At 55.5% G+C, this 17,949-nt stretch carries 15 protein-coding genes; 8 read left to right on the top strand and 7 right to left on the bottom strand.

The window, feature by feature from the left end:
• The first annotated feature begins 89 nt into the window (after positions 1–89).
• Both BM323_RS03935 and BM323_RS03930 read left to right on the top strand, forming a co-directional pair.
• The gene (locus BM323_RS03935; protein WP_036648912.1) at positions 90–1,607 is read left to right on the top strand and encodes a carboxylesterase/lipase family protein; all 1,518 of its coding nucleotides are present in this window, start codon (positions 90–92) and stop codon (positions 1,605–1,607) included.
• A 213-nt stretch (positions 1,608–1,820) separates the two neighbouring features.
• The gene (locus BM323_RS03930) at positions 1,821–3,488 is read left to right on the top strand and encodes a methyl-accepting chemotaxis protein (RefSeq protein WP_008106377.1); all 1,668 of its coding nucleotides are present in this window, start codon (positions 1,821–1,823) and stop codon (positions 3,486–3,488) included.
• Here the strand turns inward: BM323_RS03930 and BM323_RS03925 are convergent.
• Complete coding sequence (locus BM323_RS03925; protein ID WP_008106375.1) at positions 3,485–4,327, bottom strand: LysR substrate-binding domain-containing protein; 843 nt, start codon at positions 4,325–4,327, stop codon at positions 3,485–3,487. The two genes, BM323_RS03930 and BM323_RS03925, sit on opposite strands and share 4 nt — an antisense overlap.
• A gap of 126 nt (positions 4,328–4,453) precedes the next feature.
• Here BM323_RS03925 and BM323_RS03920 point away from each other — a divergent pair, with 126 nt between their 5' ends.
• Positions 4,454–5,620 carry a methionine aminotransferase gene (locus BM323_RS03920; RefSeq protein WP_008106373.1) on the top strand — a complete coding sequence of 389 codons (1,167 nt, stop codon included), beginning with the start codon at positions 4,454–4,456 and terminating at the stop codon, positions 5,618–5,620.
• A gap of 16 nt (positions 5,621–5,636) precedes the next feature.
• A complete protein-coding gene (locus tag BM323_RS03915; protein ID WP_008106371.1) occupies positions 5,637–6,416 on the top strand; it encodes a transporter substrate-binding domain-containing protein in 780 nt (259 codons plus the stop codon).
• A gap of 403 nt (positions 6,417–6,819) precedes the next feature.
• Here the strand turns inward: BM323_RS03915 and pepT are convergent, their stop codons facing one another.
• Positions 6,820–8,046: a peptidase T gene (gene pepT / locus BM323_RS03910; protein ID WP_008108851.1), complete on the bottom strand. Its 1,227-nt coding sequence runs from the start codon at positions 8,044–8,046 to the stop codon at positions 6,820–6,822.
• Positions 8,047–8,172: 126 nt separating this feature from the next.
• Between pepT and BM323_RS03905 the strand changes: the two genes are divergently transcribed.
• Positions 8,173–9,768 (top strand): ABC transporter substrate-binding protein, encoded by a 1,596-nt coding sequence (locus BM323_RS03905; RefSeq protein WP_008108853.1) that lies wholly within the window; start codon positions 8,173–8,175, stop codon positions 9,766–9,768.
• Position 9,769: 1 nt separating this feature from the next.
• Here the strand turns inward: BM323_RS03905 and BM323_RS03900 are convergent, their stop codons facing one another.
• Positions 9,770–10,696 carry a LysR family transcriptional regulator gene (locus BM323_RS03900; RefSeq protein WP_008108854.1) on the bottom strand — a complete coding sequence of 309 codons (927 nt, stop codon included), beginning with the start codon at positions 10,694–10,696 and terminating at the stop codon, positions 9,770–9,772.
• A 148-nt stretch (positions 10,697–10,844) separates the two neighbouring features.
• On the opposite strand from BM323_RS03900, the gene BM323_RS03895 reads away from it, so the two are divergent.
• Positions 10,845–12,266 carry a M20 family metallopeptidase gene (locus tag BM323_RS03895; protein ID WP_008108856.1) on the top strand — a complete coding sequence of 474 codons (1,422 nt, stop codon included), beginning with the start codon at positions 10,845–10,847 and terminating at the stop codon, positions 12,264–12,266.
• Complete coding sequence (locus BM323_RS03890; protein WP_008108858.1) at positions 12,263–13,537, top strand: MFS transporter; 1,275 nt, start codon at positions 12,263–12,265, stop codon at positions 13,535–13,537. Before BM323_RS03895 ends, BM323_RS03890 begins: the two co-directional genes overlap by 4 nt.
• 41 nt (positions 13,538–13,578) lie before the next feature.
• Here BM323_RS03890 and aldA read toward each other — a convergent pair whose 3' ends face one another.
• The 3 genes from aldA to BM323_RS03880 form a co-directional block, all read right to left on the bottom strand.
• A complete protein-coding gene (gene aldA, locus BM323_RS03885) occupies positions 13,579–15,015 on the bottom strand; it encodes an aldehyde dehydrogenase (protein ID WP_008108859.1) in 1,437 nt (478 codons plus the stop codon).
• 202 nt (positions 15,016–15,217) lie between these two features.
• Positions 15,218–15,316, bottom strand: a complete 99-nt coding sequence (locus BM323_RS24230) for a YoaK family small membrane protein (protein ID WP_008108862.1) — start codon at positions 15,314–15,316, stop codon at positions 15,218–15,220.
• A 14-nt stretch (positions 15,317–15,330) separates the two neighbouring features.
• Positions 15,331–15,654, bottom strand: coding sequence for a hypothetical protein (locus BM323_RS03880; protein WP_008108864.1), 324 nt, complete (start codon positions 15,652–15,654; stop codon positions 15,331–15,333).
• Between the two features lie 366 nt (positions 15,655–16,020).
• On the opposite strand from BM323_RS03880, the gene rhaT reads away from it, so the two are divergent.
• Positions 16,021–17,055: an L-rhamnose/proton symporter RhaT gene (gene rhaT, locus BM323_RS03875; RefSeq protein ID WP_008108866.1), complete on the top strand. Its 1,035-nt coding sequence runs from the start codon at positions 16,021–16,023 to the stop codon at positions 17,053–17,055.
• A gap of 25 nt (positions 17,056–17,080) precedes the next feature.
• On the opposite strand, the gene rhaR is transcribed toward rhaT, so the two are convergent.
• Positions 17,081–17,947: an HTH-type transcriptional activator RhaR gene (gene rhaR / locus BM323_RS03870; RefSeq protein WP_008108868.1), complete on the bottom strand. Its 867-nt coding sequence runs from the start codon at positions 17,945–17,947 to the stop codon at positions 17,081–17,083.
• Positions 17,948–17,949: the final 2 nt, after the last annotated feature.

Raw genomic sequence — 17,949 nt, 5'->3', positions numbered from 1 at the left:
GTTCGGCATAATCTGCAAATGCTTTCAGAACATGGACATTCGTCCAAGGCCTGCAAATAATGGAACGATGCATTATCAGGGAACCCGAGATGAAAAATGAACGACGTCTGAGGATCATGACCGCAGAAGGTGAACTCAGAGGCCTGATGGACGAAGATCTTTTTGTCTTCAAAGGAATACCGTACGCAGCCGCACCCACTGGCGCTTTACGCTGGCGACCGCCGCAGCCGGTTCAGCCGTGGCAAGATGTGCGTGAAGCGACCGAATGGGGCGCGGCAAGCTGGCAAAACCGTGACTATTGCGTGGCCGCTGGCGGTGGCGATCCTGGTCACTTCAGTGAAGATTGTCTCTACCTCAATATCTGGACACCGGATGTTGAGCCATCGCGGCCGTTGCCGGTGATGGTGTGGTTGCACGGCGGCGGTTTTGCCATCGGCGCGGGCAATCTCGATCCCTATCGCGGCAAAGCGCTGGCGGCGCAAGGCGTCGTCGTCGTAACGCTCAACTATCGCCTTGGCCACTTCGGCTTCTTCTCTCATCCCGCGCTGGATGCGCAATATCCCGCCGGGCGCGTGATCAACAACTTTGCCTTACTCGATCAAATTGCCGCCTTGCAGTGGATTCAGCGCAACATTCCTGCCTTTGGCGGCGATCGTCATAACGTGACGCTGTTTGGTGAATCCTCCGGCGCGCGCAGCGTGTTATCGCTGTGCTGCTCGCCGCTCTCTGAAGCCCTGTTTCACAAAGGCATCGTACAAAGCGCCTACAGCTTGCCCGACATCCCGCAAAAGCAGGCACAACAGATTGGTTTGCAGGTCGCGGCGCATTTTTCGTTACCCGAAGATGCCAGCGCCGAGCAACTGCGCGAGCTGCCGGCTGAACAATTCTGGCCGTTAGAACGCCCGCTGGCGCTCGGCCCGGTACCAATTAGCGGCGATGCGGTGCTGCCGAAGCCGATGTTAACCACCTTTATGAGCGGTAAGCAGCATCGCATCCCGTTAATGATTGGCAGCAACAGCGATGAAGCCAGCGTGCTGGACTATTTTGGCGTGGATGCCACGGCGGTGTTGCGCCAGATGCGTAGCAAGAACCGCGTCAGCTATCGCCTGATGAAGTGGTTGTACGATATTCATGATGATGCGCTGCTGGGACGTGCGGTGGCGCGCGATATGGCGTTCACGGTGTTACCGTTGATGGTCGCTCAGGCGCAGCACAATATCGGCATGCCCGCATGGCGTTACTGGTTCGATTACGTCTCCGAAAACTCGCGCGATCTCTACCCGCACGGCACCTGGCACGGCAATGAAATTCCTTATGTCTTTAACACGCTGGATACGCTAACGCCGCCGGCGGAACGCAGCTACAGCGAGCAGGATAAAGCGTTCGCCAGCGCAGTCAGCGCCTATTGGGTCAGCTTCGCGCGGGAAGCCAGCGAGTTCAGCGCGCACTTACCGGGCGAGGTTGATTGGCCCGCCTGGCGACCGGGCGAAGATCTGACGCTGGCATTGGGCGATCAGGGCAAAGCCCAGGCGGTGGTGAAGGCGCGCTTTATGCGTGGACGGCTGCGTTTGTTCCGTTTGATGATGCGCAGCCACGTTAAGCTTTAATGAGCCTGCTAATGGTTTAAGCAGGTAAATGAATTCTTAAGACAAATTCACGCCTATCTTACTGATTAATCATCAAAGCGCCTTTTCCTCACCTGCGTCAGTAAGCAATTAATTAGCTTTCAAAACCGTTACATTTTCCCCATCCGATGCCGATAAACGCAATATGCCCGATTTTATCGGGCCTCCTTCGCGTTTCACACCACGGGATTATGTATGGGTATCTTAAAAAATTTCACCATCCGCGCCGTATTGCTCACCATTCTTGGGCTGTTTTGCCTGCTGTGGTGTGCCGTTGGGCTGTTTAGCGTCCACTCACTGAACGCCCTCGGCGAGGGCAACGAGATTGACCGCCAACTGGTCAATCAAATGACGGTTTTGAGCAAAGGAAACGATCAATATTTTCGTGTGGTTACGCGTTTGTCGCGTGTGATGGAGGGCCGTGCTTCAGGCAGTGCAGTCAGTGCTGATGCGTTCGCGCCGGTACAGCAAGCGCTCGACAATATGAAAGATCTGCTGGCGCAGTTTAAAACCATGGCGCCGGGTCCAATGGACGCGGAGACCGCCAATAGCGTCATCGCCAACTGGCAAAAACTGCTGGATGAAGGTATCGCCCCACAGGTTTCGCTGGCGCAGCAAGGCACGATTGAAGCCTATCGCGCGCAAGCCAATAATGTCACGCCGCCGCTCAGTCGTGCATTTGGTGCCAGCGCTGAAGCCTTCAATAAAGCCGCAGGCAGCAAGCTGGATGAGACGCGCGTCACCGTCGATAAGCTCACCAGCATCACCAAAGTGATCATTATGGTGGCGGTAGTGATTGGCTTGTTCATTCTGCTGTTTACCGATCGCTATTTGGTGGCGATGCTGGTGAAACCGCTGGAACGCATCCGCAACCATTTCTCCATTATTGCGCAGGGCGATCTGAGCCAGCCGGTAGAAGATTTTGGCCGTAACTGCGTCGGTAAACTGGTGCCGCTGCTGCGTGCCATGCAGGACAGCCTGCGCGAAGCGGTAAGCGCGATTCGCAGTGGAACCGAAAACATTTATCGCGGCGCGGCGGAGATCTCCTCCGGCAACAACGATCTCTCTTCGCGCACCGAAGAGCAGGCGGCGGCGCTGGAGCAAACGGCGGCCAGCATGGAGCAGTTAACCGCCACCGTGAAGTTCAACGCCGACAACGCGCGTCAAGCCAGTTCGCTGGCAGAAACCGCCACCGGCACCGCGCAACAGGGCGGCAAGTTGGTGGGCGAAGTGGTTACCACCATGCAAGGCATCTCCGGCAGCTCGAAGAAGATCGCGGAAATCACCAGCGTGATTAACAGCATCGCCTTCCAGACCAACATTCTGGCGCTGAACGCTGCGGTGGAAGCCGCACGCGCCGGTGAACAGGGCCGAGGTTTTGCCGTGGTGGCCAGCGAAGTGCGCAATCTGGCACAGCGCAGCGCCGGTGCGGCGAAAGAGATCGCCACACTGATTGAAGATTCCGTGCAGCGCGTGGAAAAAGGTTCGGAGCTGGTGAGCAGCGCGGGCAGCACCATGCACGACATTCTTAAGTCGGTGCAGGATGTGAATGAGATTATGAAGCACATCGCCGCTGCGTCGGAAGAGCAGAGCAAAGGCATTTCGCAGGTCGGCACCGCCGTCACCGAAATGGACAGCGTTACCCAGCAGAACGCCTCGCTGGTTGAGGAGGTTTCTGCCGCCGCTAGCGCGCTGGAGCGTCAAACGCAGGAGCTGCAAGCTTCGGTGGCGAAATTCCGTCTGTCGGACAGCGCGCCGGTGAACAAGGCCGTGGTTTCGCCAACCGCGCTACGTCGTCCGGTGTTGTCAGGCGCCGGTCTCGCGCAGCCGAAACCAGCCTCTGACGAATGGGTCTCTTTCTAAACCTCAGATAACCACGCCACCAGTTCCGGCAGGAACGGTGGCGCATCTTTTTCCGCCCGCTGTAACAGGCTGTAGCTTGCGCCAGTCGCCACACTGGCGGCAAAGGGCGCAATCAATCGGCCATTCAACACATCGTTCTGCACTAAGGTGACATCCGCCACCGTGACGCCAAATCCCTGAATCGCGGCGCTGATCGCCAGATCCATGGTGGCGAAATGCTGATTGCGCGCCATTGGCAACGCGGCATCCAGCCCGGCCAGCCAAAGCTGCCAGTCGCGTGAATCCTGCGTTGGATGAAGAAAAGTAAACTTCGCCAGTTCATCAATCTGGCTGGGCGGCGTGACGCTGCTGGCCATCACCGGCGTTAAACGCTCCTCAAACAGGCAAATCGATCCGGCGGGTGTTGGGCCAAACACAATCGCCGCGTCAAAATTATCCAGTTGCGATCCATGATCGAGCGTGGTGGTTAACGCCACGTGAATATCCGGACGCTGTTGTTCCAGCGCCACCAGACGCGGCACCAGCCAGCGCATGGCGCAGGTGGGTGCTTTCAGGCGAATGGCGGCGTTGCTGCGGCTAGCTTTTTCTGTGGCATTCACCAGCATGGCAAAACCTTGCTGCAGTTCCGGCAGCAGCGCTGCGCCCTGTTCGGTGAGATGCAGGCCGCGAGCGTGACGGGTAAACAGCGCGAATCCCAGCCAGCTTTCTAACGTGGCGATTTTACGGCTCACTGCGCCTTGGGTGATGCACAGTTCGCTGGCGGCTCGCGTCAGGTTGAGATGGCGTGCGGTCACCAGAAACGCGTAAATGGCATTGAGCGGCAGAGCAGAGCGGGACATAACAACCTCAAGCTATGATTTTTAATCATGGCTATTATGACAACAATTCGCTTGTCGACTCAAGCCGCACGCCGTTGAATAGAAATCTACTTTCGATACGTGGTTATGCAACCTCACGAGGCACCGATGACTCTGAATAGCAGTGTTAACATCTCTTCCAAACAGCCCGATGTCGGCACGACGATTTTTAGCGTCATCGGCCAGCTGTCGGCGCAACATAAAGCCATCAACCTGTCGCAGGGCGCACCCAACTTCCCGTGCGATCCGCACCTGGTTGAGCTGGTGAGTAAGGCGATGCACGACGGTCATAACCAATACGCCTCGATGACCGGACTGCCGTCACTGCGTGAAGCGCTGGCGGAGAAAGTGCACACGCTGTATGGCCAGCAATATGATGCCGGCAGCGAAGTGCTGATCACCGGCAGCGCCAGCCAGGGTATTTACATGGCGATTTCCGCGCTGGTGCATGCGGGCGATGAAGTGATCTTCTTCGAACCGGCTTTTGACAGCTACGCGCCGGTGGTGCGTCTGCAAGGCGCTACGCCAATTGGCCTGAAGTTGCAGGTGCCTGATTTTGCTATCAACTGGGACGAACTGCGCGCCACTATTACGCCGCGCACCCGCATGATCATCATCAATACGCCGCACAATCCCAGCGCGCAGGTGCTGTCAGCTGCGGATCTGGATCAGTTAGCCGCGTTGACGCGCAACACCGATATCGTGGTGCTGTCTGACGAAGTCTACGAACATATTCTGTTTGATGGCCGTAAGCACTGCGGCATGGCAACGCATCCGGAACTGGCGCAGCGCAGCGTGGTGGTTTCATCCTTTGGTAAAACCTTCCACGTGACCGGCTGGCGTGTGGGTTATGCGCTGGCACCGGCAGCGCTGATGGAAGAGATCGTTAAAGTCCATCAGTTCATGATGTACGCCGCCGATACGCCGATGCAGGTCGGATTTGCTCACTATCTGCAAAATCCGCAGAACTATCTGCAGCTGTCGCCGTTCTATCAGGAGAAACGCGATCGCCTGCTGACCTTGATGCAGGATTCGCCATTTAAGCTGCTACCGAGCGCGGGTTCGTTCTTTATGTTGGCCAGCTACGGACATTTCAGTGACGAAAGTGATAGCGAAATGGTAAAACGTCTCATCGTCGATCACGGTGTGGCCACCATTCCGTTGTCGGCGTTTTATATGGACGGCACTGACAATAAATTAATTCGCCTGTCATTCGCAAAAGACGACGCAACACTTCAGGCCGGTGCAGAAGCGCTCTGCCAGGTCAAAGGGTAACTTAGGGGTAAATATAATGAAAAAATTGAACGCACTGTTTGTCGCTCTGGGCATGCTGACCTCGGCGCACGCGCTGGCGCAGGAAACCTTACGCTATGGTTTGGAATCGCAGTATCCGCCATTTGAGAGCCGCAACGCGCAGGGCGAACTGGAAGGTTTCGATATCGAACTGGGTAAAGCGATTTGTCAGGTAGGTCACTTCGACTGTAAGTGGGTGGAAAGCAGCTTCGATGCGCTGATTCCAGCTCTGCAGGCGAAAAAATTTGATGCCATCAACTCCGCGATGAACATCACCGAAGCGCGTGCGAAAAGCATCGACTTCACTAAGCCGATCTACCGCATTCCAACCATGCTGATCGTGAAAGAGGGCGAGAAGCTGCTGCCAACCGCCGAATCACTGAAAGGCAAAAACATCGGTGTGCTGCAGGGTTCGATTCAGGAAACCTATGCCAAGAAACACTGGGAAGCGCAGGGCGTTACGGTGACTTCTTATCAGGATCAGAACCAGGTTTACAACGACATGGTTGCGGGTCGTCTTGACGGTACGCTGGTGATGTCTGCTGCGGGTCAATCAGGCTTCCTCGAAAAGCCGCAGGGTAAAGGTTTCGCCTTTGTCGGCAAGCCGGTGGAAGATGACACCATTCTCGGTACCGGTATTGGTTTTGGCCTGCGTAAAGGCGATGCCAAACTGAAACAAGAGCTGGATGCGGCAATCACCAAAGTGCAAACCGATGGCACCGTTACCAAGCTGGCAGCGAAGTTCTTCCCTGGGATTGATGTTTCAGCTAGCAAATAACGTAAAACAGGTCGCGTAATGCTTGCCGGTTTAACCAACGGTGTTTGCGCAGGCCGGGGATGAAGCTTCAGTGCGTTTTGTTGAAAGGGGCACATTTTCCAAAGGCGCTGGCACGTCTGCTGCGGCAAAAGGGCTATCCGCAGCGCTGAGGCTTTTACGTTGGGCCAGGAGCCTCACGCATGGATGCGTGAGGCAGTTCGGGGCCGGCCAGGACGGCCGATCCGCGAACGGTCCGTTGGCACGACGTGGAAGCCGAAGGCACCGCGCTAGCGGCGCGAGGACGGCCCGTGACGCAGCAGATGTGTCAGCGCCCGCACGAATGGCAATCCTGAAGAAAAATGCAATCAGGTCGCCATGAATGGCGACCCTACGGGTGGATTGAGGTCGTCGCGAGCTTTCTGCATTATTTCGCGGCTAAATAACACAGCGCTTCAGCAACTTGATACGACTTCACAAACGAGGGAACCGGCAAAAACTCAAAGCGCGAATGGAAATTGTGCGCGCCGGTGAAGAAGTTCGGCGTCAGTAATCCTTTCGCCGACAGCGCTGCGCCGTCGGTGCCGCCGCGCATCGGGATCACTTTCGGCTCCACGCCCACCTGCTGCAGCGCGGCAAAAATCAAATCAATCGCGCGACGATCCTCACCAATCGCATTACTGATATTGCTGTAAGTGTCGTTAATCGTCAGCGCCACATGGCCGGTGGGATAACGCGCGGCAATTTCGTCGGCCACTTCCACCAGTTGCTGTTTCTTCGCATCAAAGCCCTGCAAATCAAAATCACGAATCGAGGCTTTTAACACCGCGCGGCTGGCGTTGGCATTCATATCGTTAAACCAGATATAGCCTTCGCGGCCTTCAGTATGTTCAGGGGTTTTTAAACGATCAAAGCGGGAGATGAAGTCATGCGCCATCAGCAACGGATTGACCAATACGCCTTTGCCCGACATCGGATGCGCTGGCACGCCGGTGAACACCAGCTCAGCGGCGGCGGCATTGAAGTTTTCATACACCACTTCACCCAATTCGCAGCAGTCGATAGTCCAGGCGAAATCGACGTTGAAGCGCTGCTCCAGATCGAGCGCTTTGGCGCCGCGCAGGCCAATCTCTTCATCGGGCACAAACGCCACCACGATATCACCGTGATCGCCGCGCAGGTTCTCCAGCAGCGTCATCACCACCGTGACTGCGGCTTTGTTATCAGCGCCCAACACGCTGGTACCGTCGCTGAAGATAATATTCTGACCAAGATAAGGTTTGATTTCCGGATGTTCTGCCACGCGCAGCCAGATGTCCTGCGTGCTGTTAAGGCACAAATCTTCGCCGGTGAACGTGAGCGTTTGCGGATGGATGTCCGGTGACAGGCCAACATCCACGGTATCGATATGAGTGATAAAACCGATGCGCGGCGCATCAGGACGATTGCCGGGTTTCACCGCCGTGACCGTGGCGTGCTGGTCAATCACGATATCCTGCAATCCCAGTTCGCCCAGCTCTTTTGCCAGTAACTCCGCCATCGCATGTTGGGACGGCGTACTCGGCAGCGTGGTTGATTTGGCATCGCTCTGGCTGGAAACCGACAGATAACGGTAGAAACGCTGGGTCAATTGGCTGGCAAGTTGGTCTGTCATCACAATTCCTTATTAGCATTGCGGCGTCTGTAGTACGCGTGCTGGTTAAATCATGTTATTTATTAATCAGATGAACATTAAATAACGAAGCAGACTCATGGAAGTCAATAAAAAGCGAGGATCATGATGAAAAAAATGATGGCAAATCTCACTCTCACGGCAATCGGCTTGGCGGTCGCGGGCGGGGTTTCGGCAAAAACGCTGGTTTACTGTTCTGAAGGATCACCAGAGAACTTCAACCCGCAGTTGTACACCTCGGGAACCAGCGTCGATGCCAGCGCAGTACCGATTTTCAACCGCCTGGTAGACTTTACGCCAGGCACCACCGAACTGGTGCCCAGCCTCGCGGAGAGCTGGGATATTAGCCCGGATGGCAAGGTCTACACCTTCCATCTGCGCAAAGGGGTGAAATTCCAGAGCAACAAACTGTTTAAGCCATCGCGCGATTTCAACGCCGACGACGTGATCTTCTCGTTTATGCGCCAGATGGACCCCAAAAACCCGTACCACAATGTCTCCGGCGGTAACTACGCCAACTTCGAAAGCCTTGAGCTGGCCAAGCTGATCACCAGCATTGAGAAGGTCGATGACAATACCGTGCGCATCACCTTAGCTCACGCTGAAGCGCCATTCCTCGCCGATTTGGCGTGGTATTTTGCCTCGATCCATTCGGCTGAATACGCCGATCAGATGCTTAAAGCCGGCACGCCGGAGAAGGTCGATATGGAGCCGATTGGCACCGGACCGTTTGAGCTGGTGCAGTATCAAAAAGATTCGCGCATTCTCTATAAAGCCTTCCCGGAATATTGGCAGGGCAAGGCGAAACTCGATCGCATTGTCTTCTCCATCACGCCGGACGCCTCGGTGCGTTACGCCAAGCTGGAGAAAAACGAATGCCAGATTATGCCGTTCCCCAATCCGGCCGATCTGGAGAAGATGCGCACCAATCCCGATTTAACGCTGCAACAGAAATCGGGCCTGAATACCGGTTTCCTGTCGTTCAACACCACCAAAGCGCCGCTGGATAACGTGAAGGTGCGTCAGGCGCTGGCGATGGCGATCAACAAGCAGGCAATCATCGATGCCATTTTTAAGGGCACCGGCACGGTGGCGAAAAATATCCTGCCACCGGACGTGTGGAGTGCGGATAAAGATCTGAAGGATTACGACTACGATCCGCAGAAAGCCAAAGCGCTGCTGCAGGAAGCGGGAATTAAGCCAGGCACCGAAATCGCCTTGTGGGCGATGCCAGTTCAGCGACCGTATAACCCGAATGCGCGACGAATGGCGGAGATGATTCAGGCGGACTGGGCCAAAGTGGGTATCAAAGCCAATATCGTCAGCTATGAGTGGGGCGAATATCTCAAGCGCGTGAAAGGCGGCGAACATCAGGCGGCGCTGATGGGCTGGACCACCGCGACCGGCGATCCGGATAACTTCTTCGGTCCGCTCTACAGCTGCACCTCAGCGAATGGCGGCTCCAACTCATCGAAATGGTGTTATCAGCCGTTCGAGAAGATCATCACCGAAGCGCGTGCCGAGCAGAATCACGACAAACGCGTGGCGCTGTATCAGCAAGCGCAGCAGATCATGCATGACCAAATGCCCGCGGTGATGATTGCTCACTCAACCATCTTTGAGCCGGTACGCAAGTCGGTGAGCGGTTATCAGGTTGATCCGTTCGGTAAACACATCTTCTATCCGGTGGATATCAAGAACTGAGTTACGGCTTCCAGCGCTGGCGCAGCGGTTCCTCTAACGCGTCCAGCTGTTGCAGTAAAAAAGAGAGAAACACATTCAGGGCGGCACTGCGAGGTCGCCCTGATTGCGTCTGCAGCTGCAAAGTGCGCTGGCTCAGCTGATCGATGCCTACCGAGCGCAAAATCAAACCGTGCGTTTCAGCCTCCTGCAGCACGGTGAAGGCGCTGCAAATCGTCACCGCCTGCGGCGTACGCAGCAAAAATTGAAAAAGCATCGAAAAGGTATCGCAGGTCATCACTGGCTCAACCAGGCTGCCGTTCATATGGCTGGCAAGCTCAAACAGTTGTCGTACGGTGGTGTTTTGCTGCGGCAAGGCCAGCGGATAGTGGCTAAGATCTGCGAGCGTGACCTGCGGCGCAGTCGCCAGCGGATGCGTTTGATGCATAACGATTAACACCGGTGCCGGCCACGAACCCATCACTTCGACGCCGCGTTCAGCGTGCAGACTAAACTGCAGCGCTACGTCACACTCGCCGTTGCGCAGCGCTTCCGCCACGCCTTGGGTGCTGGCGACTTTCACATCAAACAGCACGCCCGGATTGTCATTGCGGAAATCCGCGATCAAACGGGGTAGCAGCGTAAACGCCAGCCCATCGGTGCAGGCCACGCGGATCAGCGTGCGGCGCACCGCTTTTAGCCCCTTAATCTCCGCCAGCGCGTACTCCATATCCAGCAGGTTCTTACGTACGTGATGCGCGAAAATCTCGCCCGCTTCATTCAACACCATGCCGCGCGCATGACGTGCAAACAGCGGCACGCCAACCTGATTCTCCAGTCGCTGAATTTGCCTGCTGATCGCCGACACCGCCACAAACAGCTGTTCGCTGGCGGCGCTGAGCGAGCCGGTATTGGCGACGGCGAGAAAATAGCGGATTTCACTGCTTAACATGCGGGTGCCTCATGGTGGTGCATGCCTCGAAATCGGGCAGGCTAGCTTTGCCATAAAAGCAAATCTTACTCGATAAATTGATAATTGTGGCAAAGCAGCGTTTCCGCAAATATGAATTAACGACAAATCAATAAAAGACAGGGCAAACATGACAGCACAACAGGCGGTTCAACAGGCCACCGCTTATTTTGACAGCGGGGAATTTCAACGTATTTTGGCGCGTCGTGTGGCGCAACGCACCGAAAGCCAGCGCGAGGATCGTGACAGCGAGCTACAGCGTTATTTGCAGGATGAGATCGGCCCGCAGCTGATTGCACTGGGCTTTACTTTGCACTTCATCGACAACCCGGAAGCCGCTAATCGACCGTTCCTCGTGGCGGTACGCATTGAAAATCCGCAGCTGCCAACCTTGCTCAGCTATGGTCACGGCGATGTGGTGTTTGGCGACGATGAAAACTGGCGCGACGGCTTATCGCCGTGGCAGATGGTTGAAGAGGGCGATCGCTGGTATGCGCGCGGCAGCGCCGATAACAAAGGCCAGCACTCTGTCAATCTGGCGGCGCTGGAGCAGGTGTATCAGTTGCGCGGCGGAAGCCTGGGCTTTAACTGCAAAATGCTGTTTGAGATGGGCGAAGAGATCAGCTCGCCGGGACTGGCGCAGTTGTGCAAGAAGCATGGCGAGCTGCTGCAAGCCGATCTGTTTATTGCCTCAGACGGTCCGCGCCTCAACGCGATTCGTCCCACGCTGTTCCTGGGCTCGCGCGGCGCGGTTAACTTCCGTTTGAGCGTTAACGCGCGAGACAACGCCTATCACTCCGGCAACTGGGGCGGATTGTTGAGCAATCCGGGTACGCAGTTGGCCAACGCCATCGCCTCGCTAGTCAACGCGCAGGGCGTGTTGCAGGTTGAGGCGCTGAAACCCAACTCTCTGACGCCACAGGTGCGCGATATTCTCGGCGATATCGAAGTCGGCGGCATGCCGGGCGATCCCGACATTGACGTGAACTGGGGCGAGCCTGGACTGACGCCGACCGAACGCCTGTATGGCTGGAACACGCTGGAAGTGTTGTCATTCCTCACCGGCAATCCGGCACGTCCAATGAATGCCATTCCGGGCAGTGCTACGGCGGTTTGTCAGCTGCGTTTTGTGGTGGGTACCGATTGGGAAAACCTCGCCCAGCATGTGCGCGCCCATCTGCAGCAGCACGGTTTTGACTATGTGGACGTGGAGTTTATGCGCGGATCGCCCGCGACACGCCTTGATCCCACCGATCCGCTGGTCAATTGGGTGCTGACCAGCATGGCGGAAACCAGCGGTAAAAAACCAGCGCTGCTGCCTAACCTCGGCGGTTCGCTGCCCAATGAAGTGTTCTCAGACATTCTCGGTTTGCCCACCTTGTGGGTGCCGCATTCGTATCCCGCCTGCGGCCAGCATGGCGTTAACGAGCATATGTTGAAATCGATTGCCCGCGAAGGTTTGCAGATTATGACGCGTCTGCTGTGGGACCTCGGTGAGCAGGGAACAGAACTGGTGGCGCGGCATCGTGCGCACGTTGGAGGTGGCCAATGAGTACATTGAATACGGCGATGCCGTTGAGCGCGGCTAAACCCAATCTGCACAAAACGCTGTTCGCCACCTGTATCGGCAATGCGCTGGAGTGGTTTGATATCGCTGTGTACGGCTTTTTTGCCAGCTACATTGCGCATGCCTTCTTTCCTACCAGCGATCCGTCGGTCTCGATGTTGCTGACCTTTGGTAGTTTTGGCGTGTCATTCCTGATTCGTCCGCTCGGCGCGATTGTGCTGGGCAACTATGCCGATCGTCACGGACGTAAAAAAGCGCTGCTGTTATCGATTAACCTGATGATGCTCGGCGGTGCGGTCATTACCTTTATGCCGAGCTACAGCAGCATTGGCCTGATGGCGCCGCTGTTGATTTTGCTGGCGCGTCTGGTGCAGGGTTTCTCTGCCGGCGGTGAATTTGGCAGCTCGACGGCGTTCCTGGTTGAGCATTTCCCGGAGCGTAAAGCCTTTATCGCCAGCTGGCAGTTCGCCACGCAGGGCGCAAGTACGTTGATGGCGTCGGCATTTGGCCTTGGATTGACGCAGATTCTCAGCGAAAGCCAGATTCAGGATTGGGGATGGCGCATTCCGTTCGCCTTCGGCCTGCTGATTGGTCCGCTGGGGATCTATATCCGACGTCACGTGCATGAACCAGCGAGCTTTGCTGAGCATAAACCGGAAGCCGCGCCGCTAAAAGGTCTGTTTGGCCGCCAGAAGGAGTTGATGCTGTTAGCAATCGGCCTGATGGTGATCTCGACTGCGGTGAACTACATGCTCAACTATGTGCCGACTTACGCCACTAAAAACCTGCACTTGTCAGGCAGCGTAGCGTTTACCGCCACCTTGTTGGCGGGCGTGATTCTGACGGTGGTCACGCCAATCATGGGGTTATGGGCAGAGCGCGTAGGGCGCGTGCCGCTGATGTGGGGATCGTTGATTCTGCTGATCGTTACCATCTATCCGGCATTTAAGCTGGTGGTTGATCACACCACGCCAACTACCTTGATTTTGCTGGTGTGCTGGATGGCGCTGCTGAAGTCGATCTATTTCTCAACGGTGCCATCAGTGATGGCGGATCTGTTCCCGATTGGTACGCGCGCCAGTGGCATGGCGATCAGCTATAACGTGGCGGTGACGGTGTTTGGTGGCTTTGCACCGCTGATTTGTACACTGCTGATTAGCGCGACGGGTACCAGCCTGGCGCCCGGCTATTATCTGATGGCGATGTCGGTGTTAAGCGGCCTGGCGCTGCTGCGCAGCCAGAAGCGGGTTTCTTAACGATTTCAGGTGCGCAGGGATGCGCACCTGAACATGGATCATTACGAGAACTGCAAATACGCCACGTGTGTCTGCAAAAACTCTTCCAAACCGTGACGGCCATCGGCACCGCCAATGCCCGATTTACGCCAGCCCGCATGGAAACCTTGCATCGCCTCGAAATTCTCGCGGTTGATGTAGGTTTCGCCAAACTTCAACTTACGCAGGGCAACCATTGCAGTGTTGAGGTTCTGGGTGAAAATCGATGAAGTCAGACCGTATTCACAGTCATTCGCCAGCGCTACGGCTTCATCAAGAGTTTTAAAGGTCATCACTGGCAGCACCGGACCAAAAATCTCTTGCTGCATGATCTCCATATCCTGGCGCACGCCCGTGATGATAGTTGGCTCAAAATAGAAGCCTTTGCTGCCTGCACGCTTGCCGCCCAGCACTACTTTGCCGCCATCCGCGACCGCGTTCGCCACTTTCTGCTCAACGCGCTCCAACGCGGCCGCCGTGATCAGCGGACCCATATCAATATCATTCTGCTCAGCCGGATTACCGAACTTCACCTGCTGCATGGCGGTGGTCAGGGCGCTGATAAAGCGGTCGTAAATGCCTTCCTGCACGTACACGCGCTCAGCACAGTTACAAACCTGTCCGGTATTGATCACACGGGAGCTGACGATTGCTTTGACCGCCAGATCGAGGTCAGCATCATCCATCACGATAGCCGGCGCTTTGCCGCCCAACTCAAGTGATACTTTGGTGACGTTTTTCGCCGCAGCTTCCATAGTGGCGATACCGGCGTTGACGCTTCCGGTCAAACTGACCAGACCGACTTTCGGGTTGCCTGCCAGCTCCTGACCAATCTCCGGGCCATAGCCGTAAACAAAGTTGATCACGCCTTTTGGCAGACCAATTTCATGGATGATTTGCGCGAAAATCGCCGCATTGTTAGGTGTCAGCTCACTGGGCTTGATAACAATGGTATTGCCGGTTACTAGCGCGGGCGCGGCTTTACGCGCAATCAGGAAGAAGGGGAAGTTCCACGGCAGAATGCCGGTGGTGACGCCAATGGCTTTCTTGAACACGAAGATGTTTTCGTTAGGACGATCGCTGTTAACAATCTCGCCATCATAACGGCGTGCCCACTCGGCCATGTACTCAAGATAATCGGCGGTAAACAGCACTTCAGTTTGCGCCAGCCCCTGGGTTTTTCCGCCTTCGGCGACGATAGTGGCGGTCAGTTCCGGCTCACGCTGACGAATAGCAACGGCAATTTTACGCAGCCAGTTGCCGCGTTCCACGGCAGGAAGTGCTTCCCAACCCGGCTGCGCCACTTCAGCAGCGTCGATGGCCTGCGCGGCATCGTGTTTGCTGCCTTCTGGCACGCGCGACAGTAACGCCTCGGTTGCCGGGTTAATCACTTCTATCCACTTGTCGTTCTGATCGGCAACAAACGCGCCATTAATGTAATGTTGATGGTGTGTTGTCATGTGCAGGTTCTCCGCGATCGGTTTCGTTAAAGATTTGTGAAGTGCAGAGTGAAACAGATCGCGGTGTGGCACCTTTTTGTTATTGCCAATGCGACTTGAGGGATGGCAAAGAAGGGAAGAACAGCACGACAGACGCAGCATTCCTGGCGAAATGCCGCGCTTTCAGCGGGTTAGAGGCGATTCAACGTATGTTAAATAAATGTCAGGAACCCGGCATCGCCGCGCCGCTGGCAATAAACCACGCCAAAAAACTGACGCCAGCAATGATGATGGCAATAGGGAAAAGCAGTCCGATTTTCATAGTCATCCCGAGAGTTAAGCGATCTGCACGATCGCGCGATGGGTTTTCATCATACTGAACAGCTGGAATTGCGTGGCGTCATCGACCTGACGAAGATGCTCACCTTTTTGATAATGAATCGCATGAATGTGACCCAACTGGCGCCACACCACAATCACCGACGCCAGCAGGGCGCAATTCTCTTCGCTCTGTACGCAATCCAGCGTGGCGTAGTGCGTCTCATCTAATCCGTTAATAAAGACGTTAAGCGCCTGCGCTGGCACGATGGCGCGGATGTCATCCAGCATCACGCGGCTCACTGATTGTGACAGCAGTAGCCGCAATCTCTTGGTATTCATCTCAATCCTTCGTCCTGATGATTTTCCCAACGTTATACGGATTAAACGCCTGCGGGGAAAGTCTGGTGCGCGGCTTTGTGTGACTGCCATGTTAACTGTTGCAGTGGCAGTGAATCAAAAACTGTGCTGATCGACACAGCACAATAGAAAAATATGCTGAATAATAAGCGACTTATAAAAAACACCTCGTGATCTACCTGCAAATGCGATTTTGTGATCCTTATGTTGACGACCCACCGAATTTTGCCAGCAACCTCCGCTTTCCGGCAGCCATCCAAAGGCTGACGAAAAGCTGCCCACCGTAGACTGCCGGTAATCGGGAGACCGCCGGTTTCCTGTTGGCCTCAACCTTACGAAGGAATAACAATGAACAGTGCCATCATTGCAGGTATTTTCTGGCATCTGGTGGGTGCCGCCAGTGCCGCCTGTTTTTATGCTCCATTTAAGCAGGTGAAAAAGTGGTCCTGGGAAACGATGTGGTCGGTAGGCGGCATAATGTCGTGGCTGATTCTTCCCTGGGCAGTGAGTGCGGTATTACTGCCGAACTTCTGGGCATATTACGGCAGCTTTAGTTTCTCTCAACTGATGCCGGTGTTTCTGTTTGGTGCCATGTGGGGCATCGGAAACATCAACTACGGGTTGACCATGCGCTACCTCGGTATGTCGATGGGCATCGGGATTGCCATTGGTATCACCTTAGTGGTGGGAACCCTGATGACGCCGCTGCTGCAGGGACGCTTTGTTGAGCTATTTAACTCAACCGGTGGACGTATGACGCTGCTCGGCGTGTTTGTTGCGTTGATTGGTGTGGCGATTGTTTCACGTGCCGGTCTGTTAAAAGAGCGGGCGCTGGGCATCAACGCCGAAGAGTTCAATCTGAAGAAAGGGCTGATTCTGGCGGTGATGTGCGGCATCTTCTCCGCGGGCATGTCATTTGCGATGGATGCCGCCAAGCCGATGCATGAAGCCGCAGCCAATCTGGGTATCAATCCGTTGTATGTGGCGTTGCCAAGCTATGTGGTGATCATGGGCGGCGGCGCATTAGTCAATTTGGCTTATTGCTTTATCCGTCTGGCAGTAAAAACCGATCTCTCTGTTCGCCGTGATTTCTCCGTCGCCAAACCGATGCTGCTGGCCAATATCGCGTTTGCCGTGCTAGGCGGCACCATGTGGTATCTGCAGTTCTTCTTCTACGCCTGGGGCCACGCCAAAATCCCAGCACAGTACGACTTTGTCAGCTGGATGCTGCATATGAGTCTCTACGTTCTGTGCGGTGGTTTGGTTGGCCTGGTGCTGAAAGAGTGGAAGTCAGCGGGGCAACGTCCGGTGCGCGTACTGTCACTGGGTTGTGTGGTGATTATCATTGCCGCCAACATTGTCGGATTAGGATTAGCAAACTAATAAAAGGCCTGACGCACACCTCGCGTCAGGCTTTAACTTTCTCAGATGAGAGTTCGCGATGCGGCAGGAAGCGCTGCCGCCACGCACTCGGCGTTAAACCGGTTTCCCGCGTAAACACCACGGAAAAGTAGTTACTGTCATCGAAACCGCAACGCGCGGCCACTTCACTGATTAAGCAATCCTGTGTACGCAGCAGATACTTAGCCTGGCACAGCTGGAGCTGCCGCAAATAGTGTCCCACGGTCATACCGGTTTGCTGGCGAAACAGCTGCTTTAACGCACGCTCGCTTAATTGATTCTGCTGGCAAAACACTGCCAAATCGAATGGACGGCTGATGGCACCTTGCAGCGCCGACATCAGCAGATCCAGTTGCTCACCTTCAGGCAATGCCCAGGGCCGATCGGCAGCATAACCGTGACGACGCAAAATCAGCGCGAGTTGCAAAAACAGCGCTTCGGAGAGTTGAATCGATAGCGAATCACTTTTGCGGCTCTCGCGCTCAAGTTGGCTAATCACGCCACGTGCTAACGCCATCCCGCGCGTGGTCAAACGCCAGCAGCCCGGCGAATCTTCTTCTTGCGGCGGCAGCAACTGGCTCCAGTCAAGGCCAAGACGAAATCGATCGCGGCAGTAAAGAATGTTATCCAGCGCCAGGTCGTTGACGCTGTCGTAGCTGTGGCAGTCGTTATCGTGAATGTAAAAAACGTCGCCGCAGGTTATCAACCATGGACGATCGTTCAACACATGCAGGCCGTTGCCGCGCCAGACGATAACGATTTCACTGAATTCATGACGGTGCGGAGGGAAGGAGGGCTGCGGCATGCGCTCGGCCACAGCAATCGGCAGATTGGTGGCCGGAAAATAGTCTTCGCGCGTTAAAATCAGCGACATGA

It is taken from the genome of Pantoea sp. YR525 (assembly GCF_900116775.1).
Lineage (GTDB): Bacteria > Pseudomonadota > Gammaproteobacteria > Enterobacterales > Enterobacteriaceae > Pantoea > Pantoea symbiotica.
Note: the sequence above shows the minus strand (reverse complement) of the source record. Positions and strands in the feature narration are given on the sequence as shown.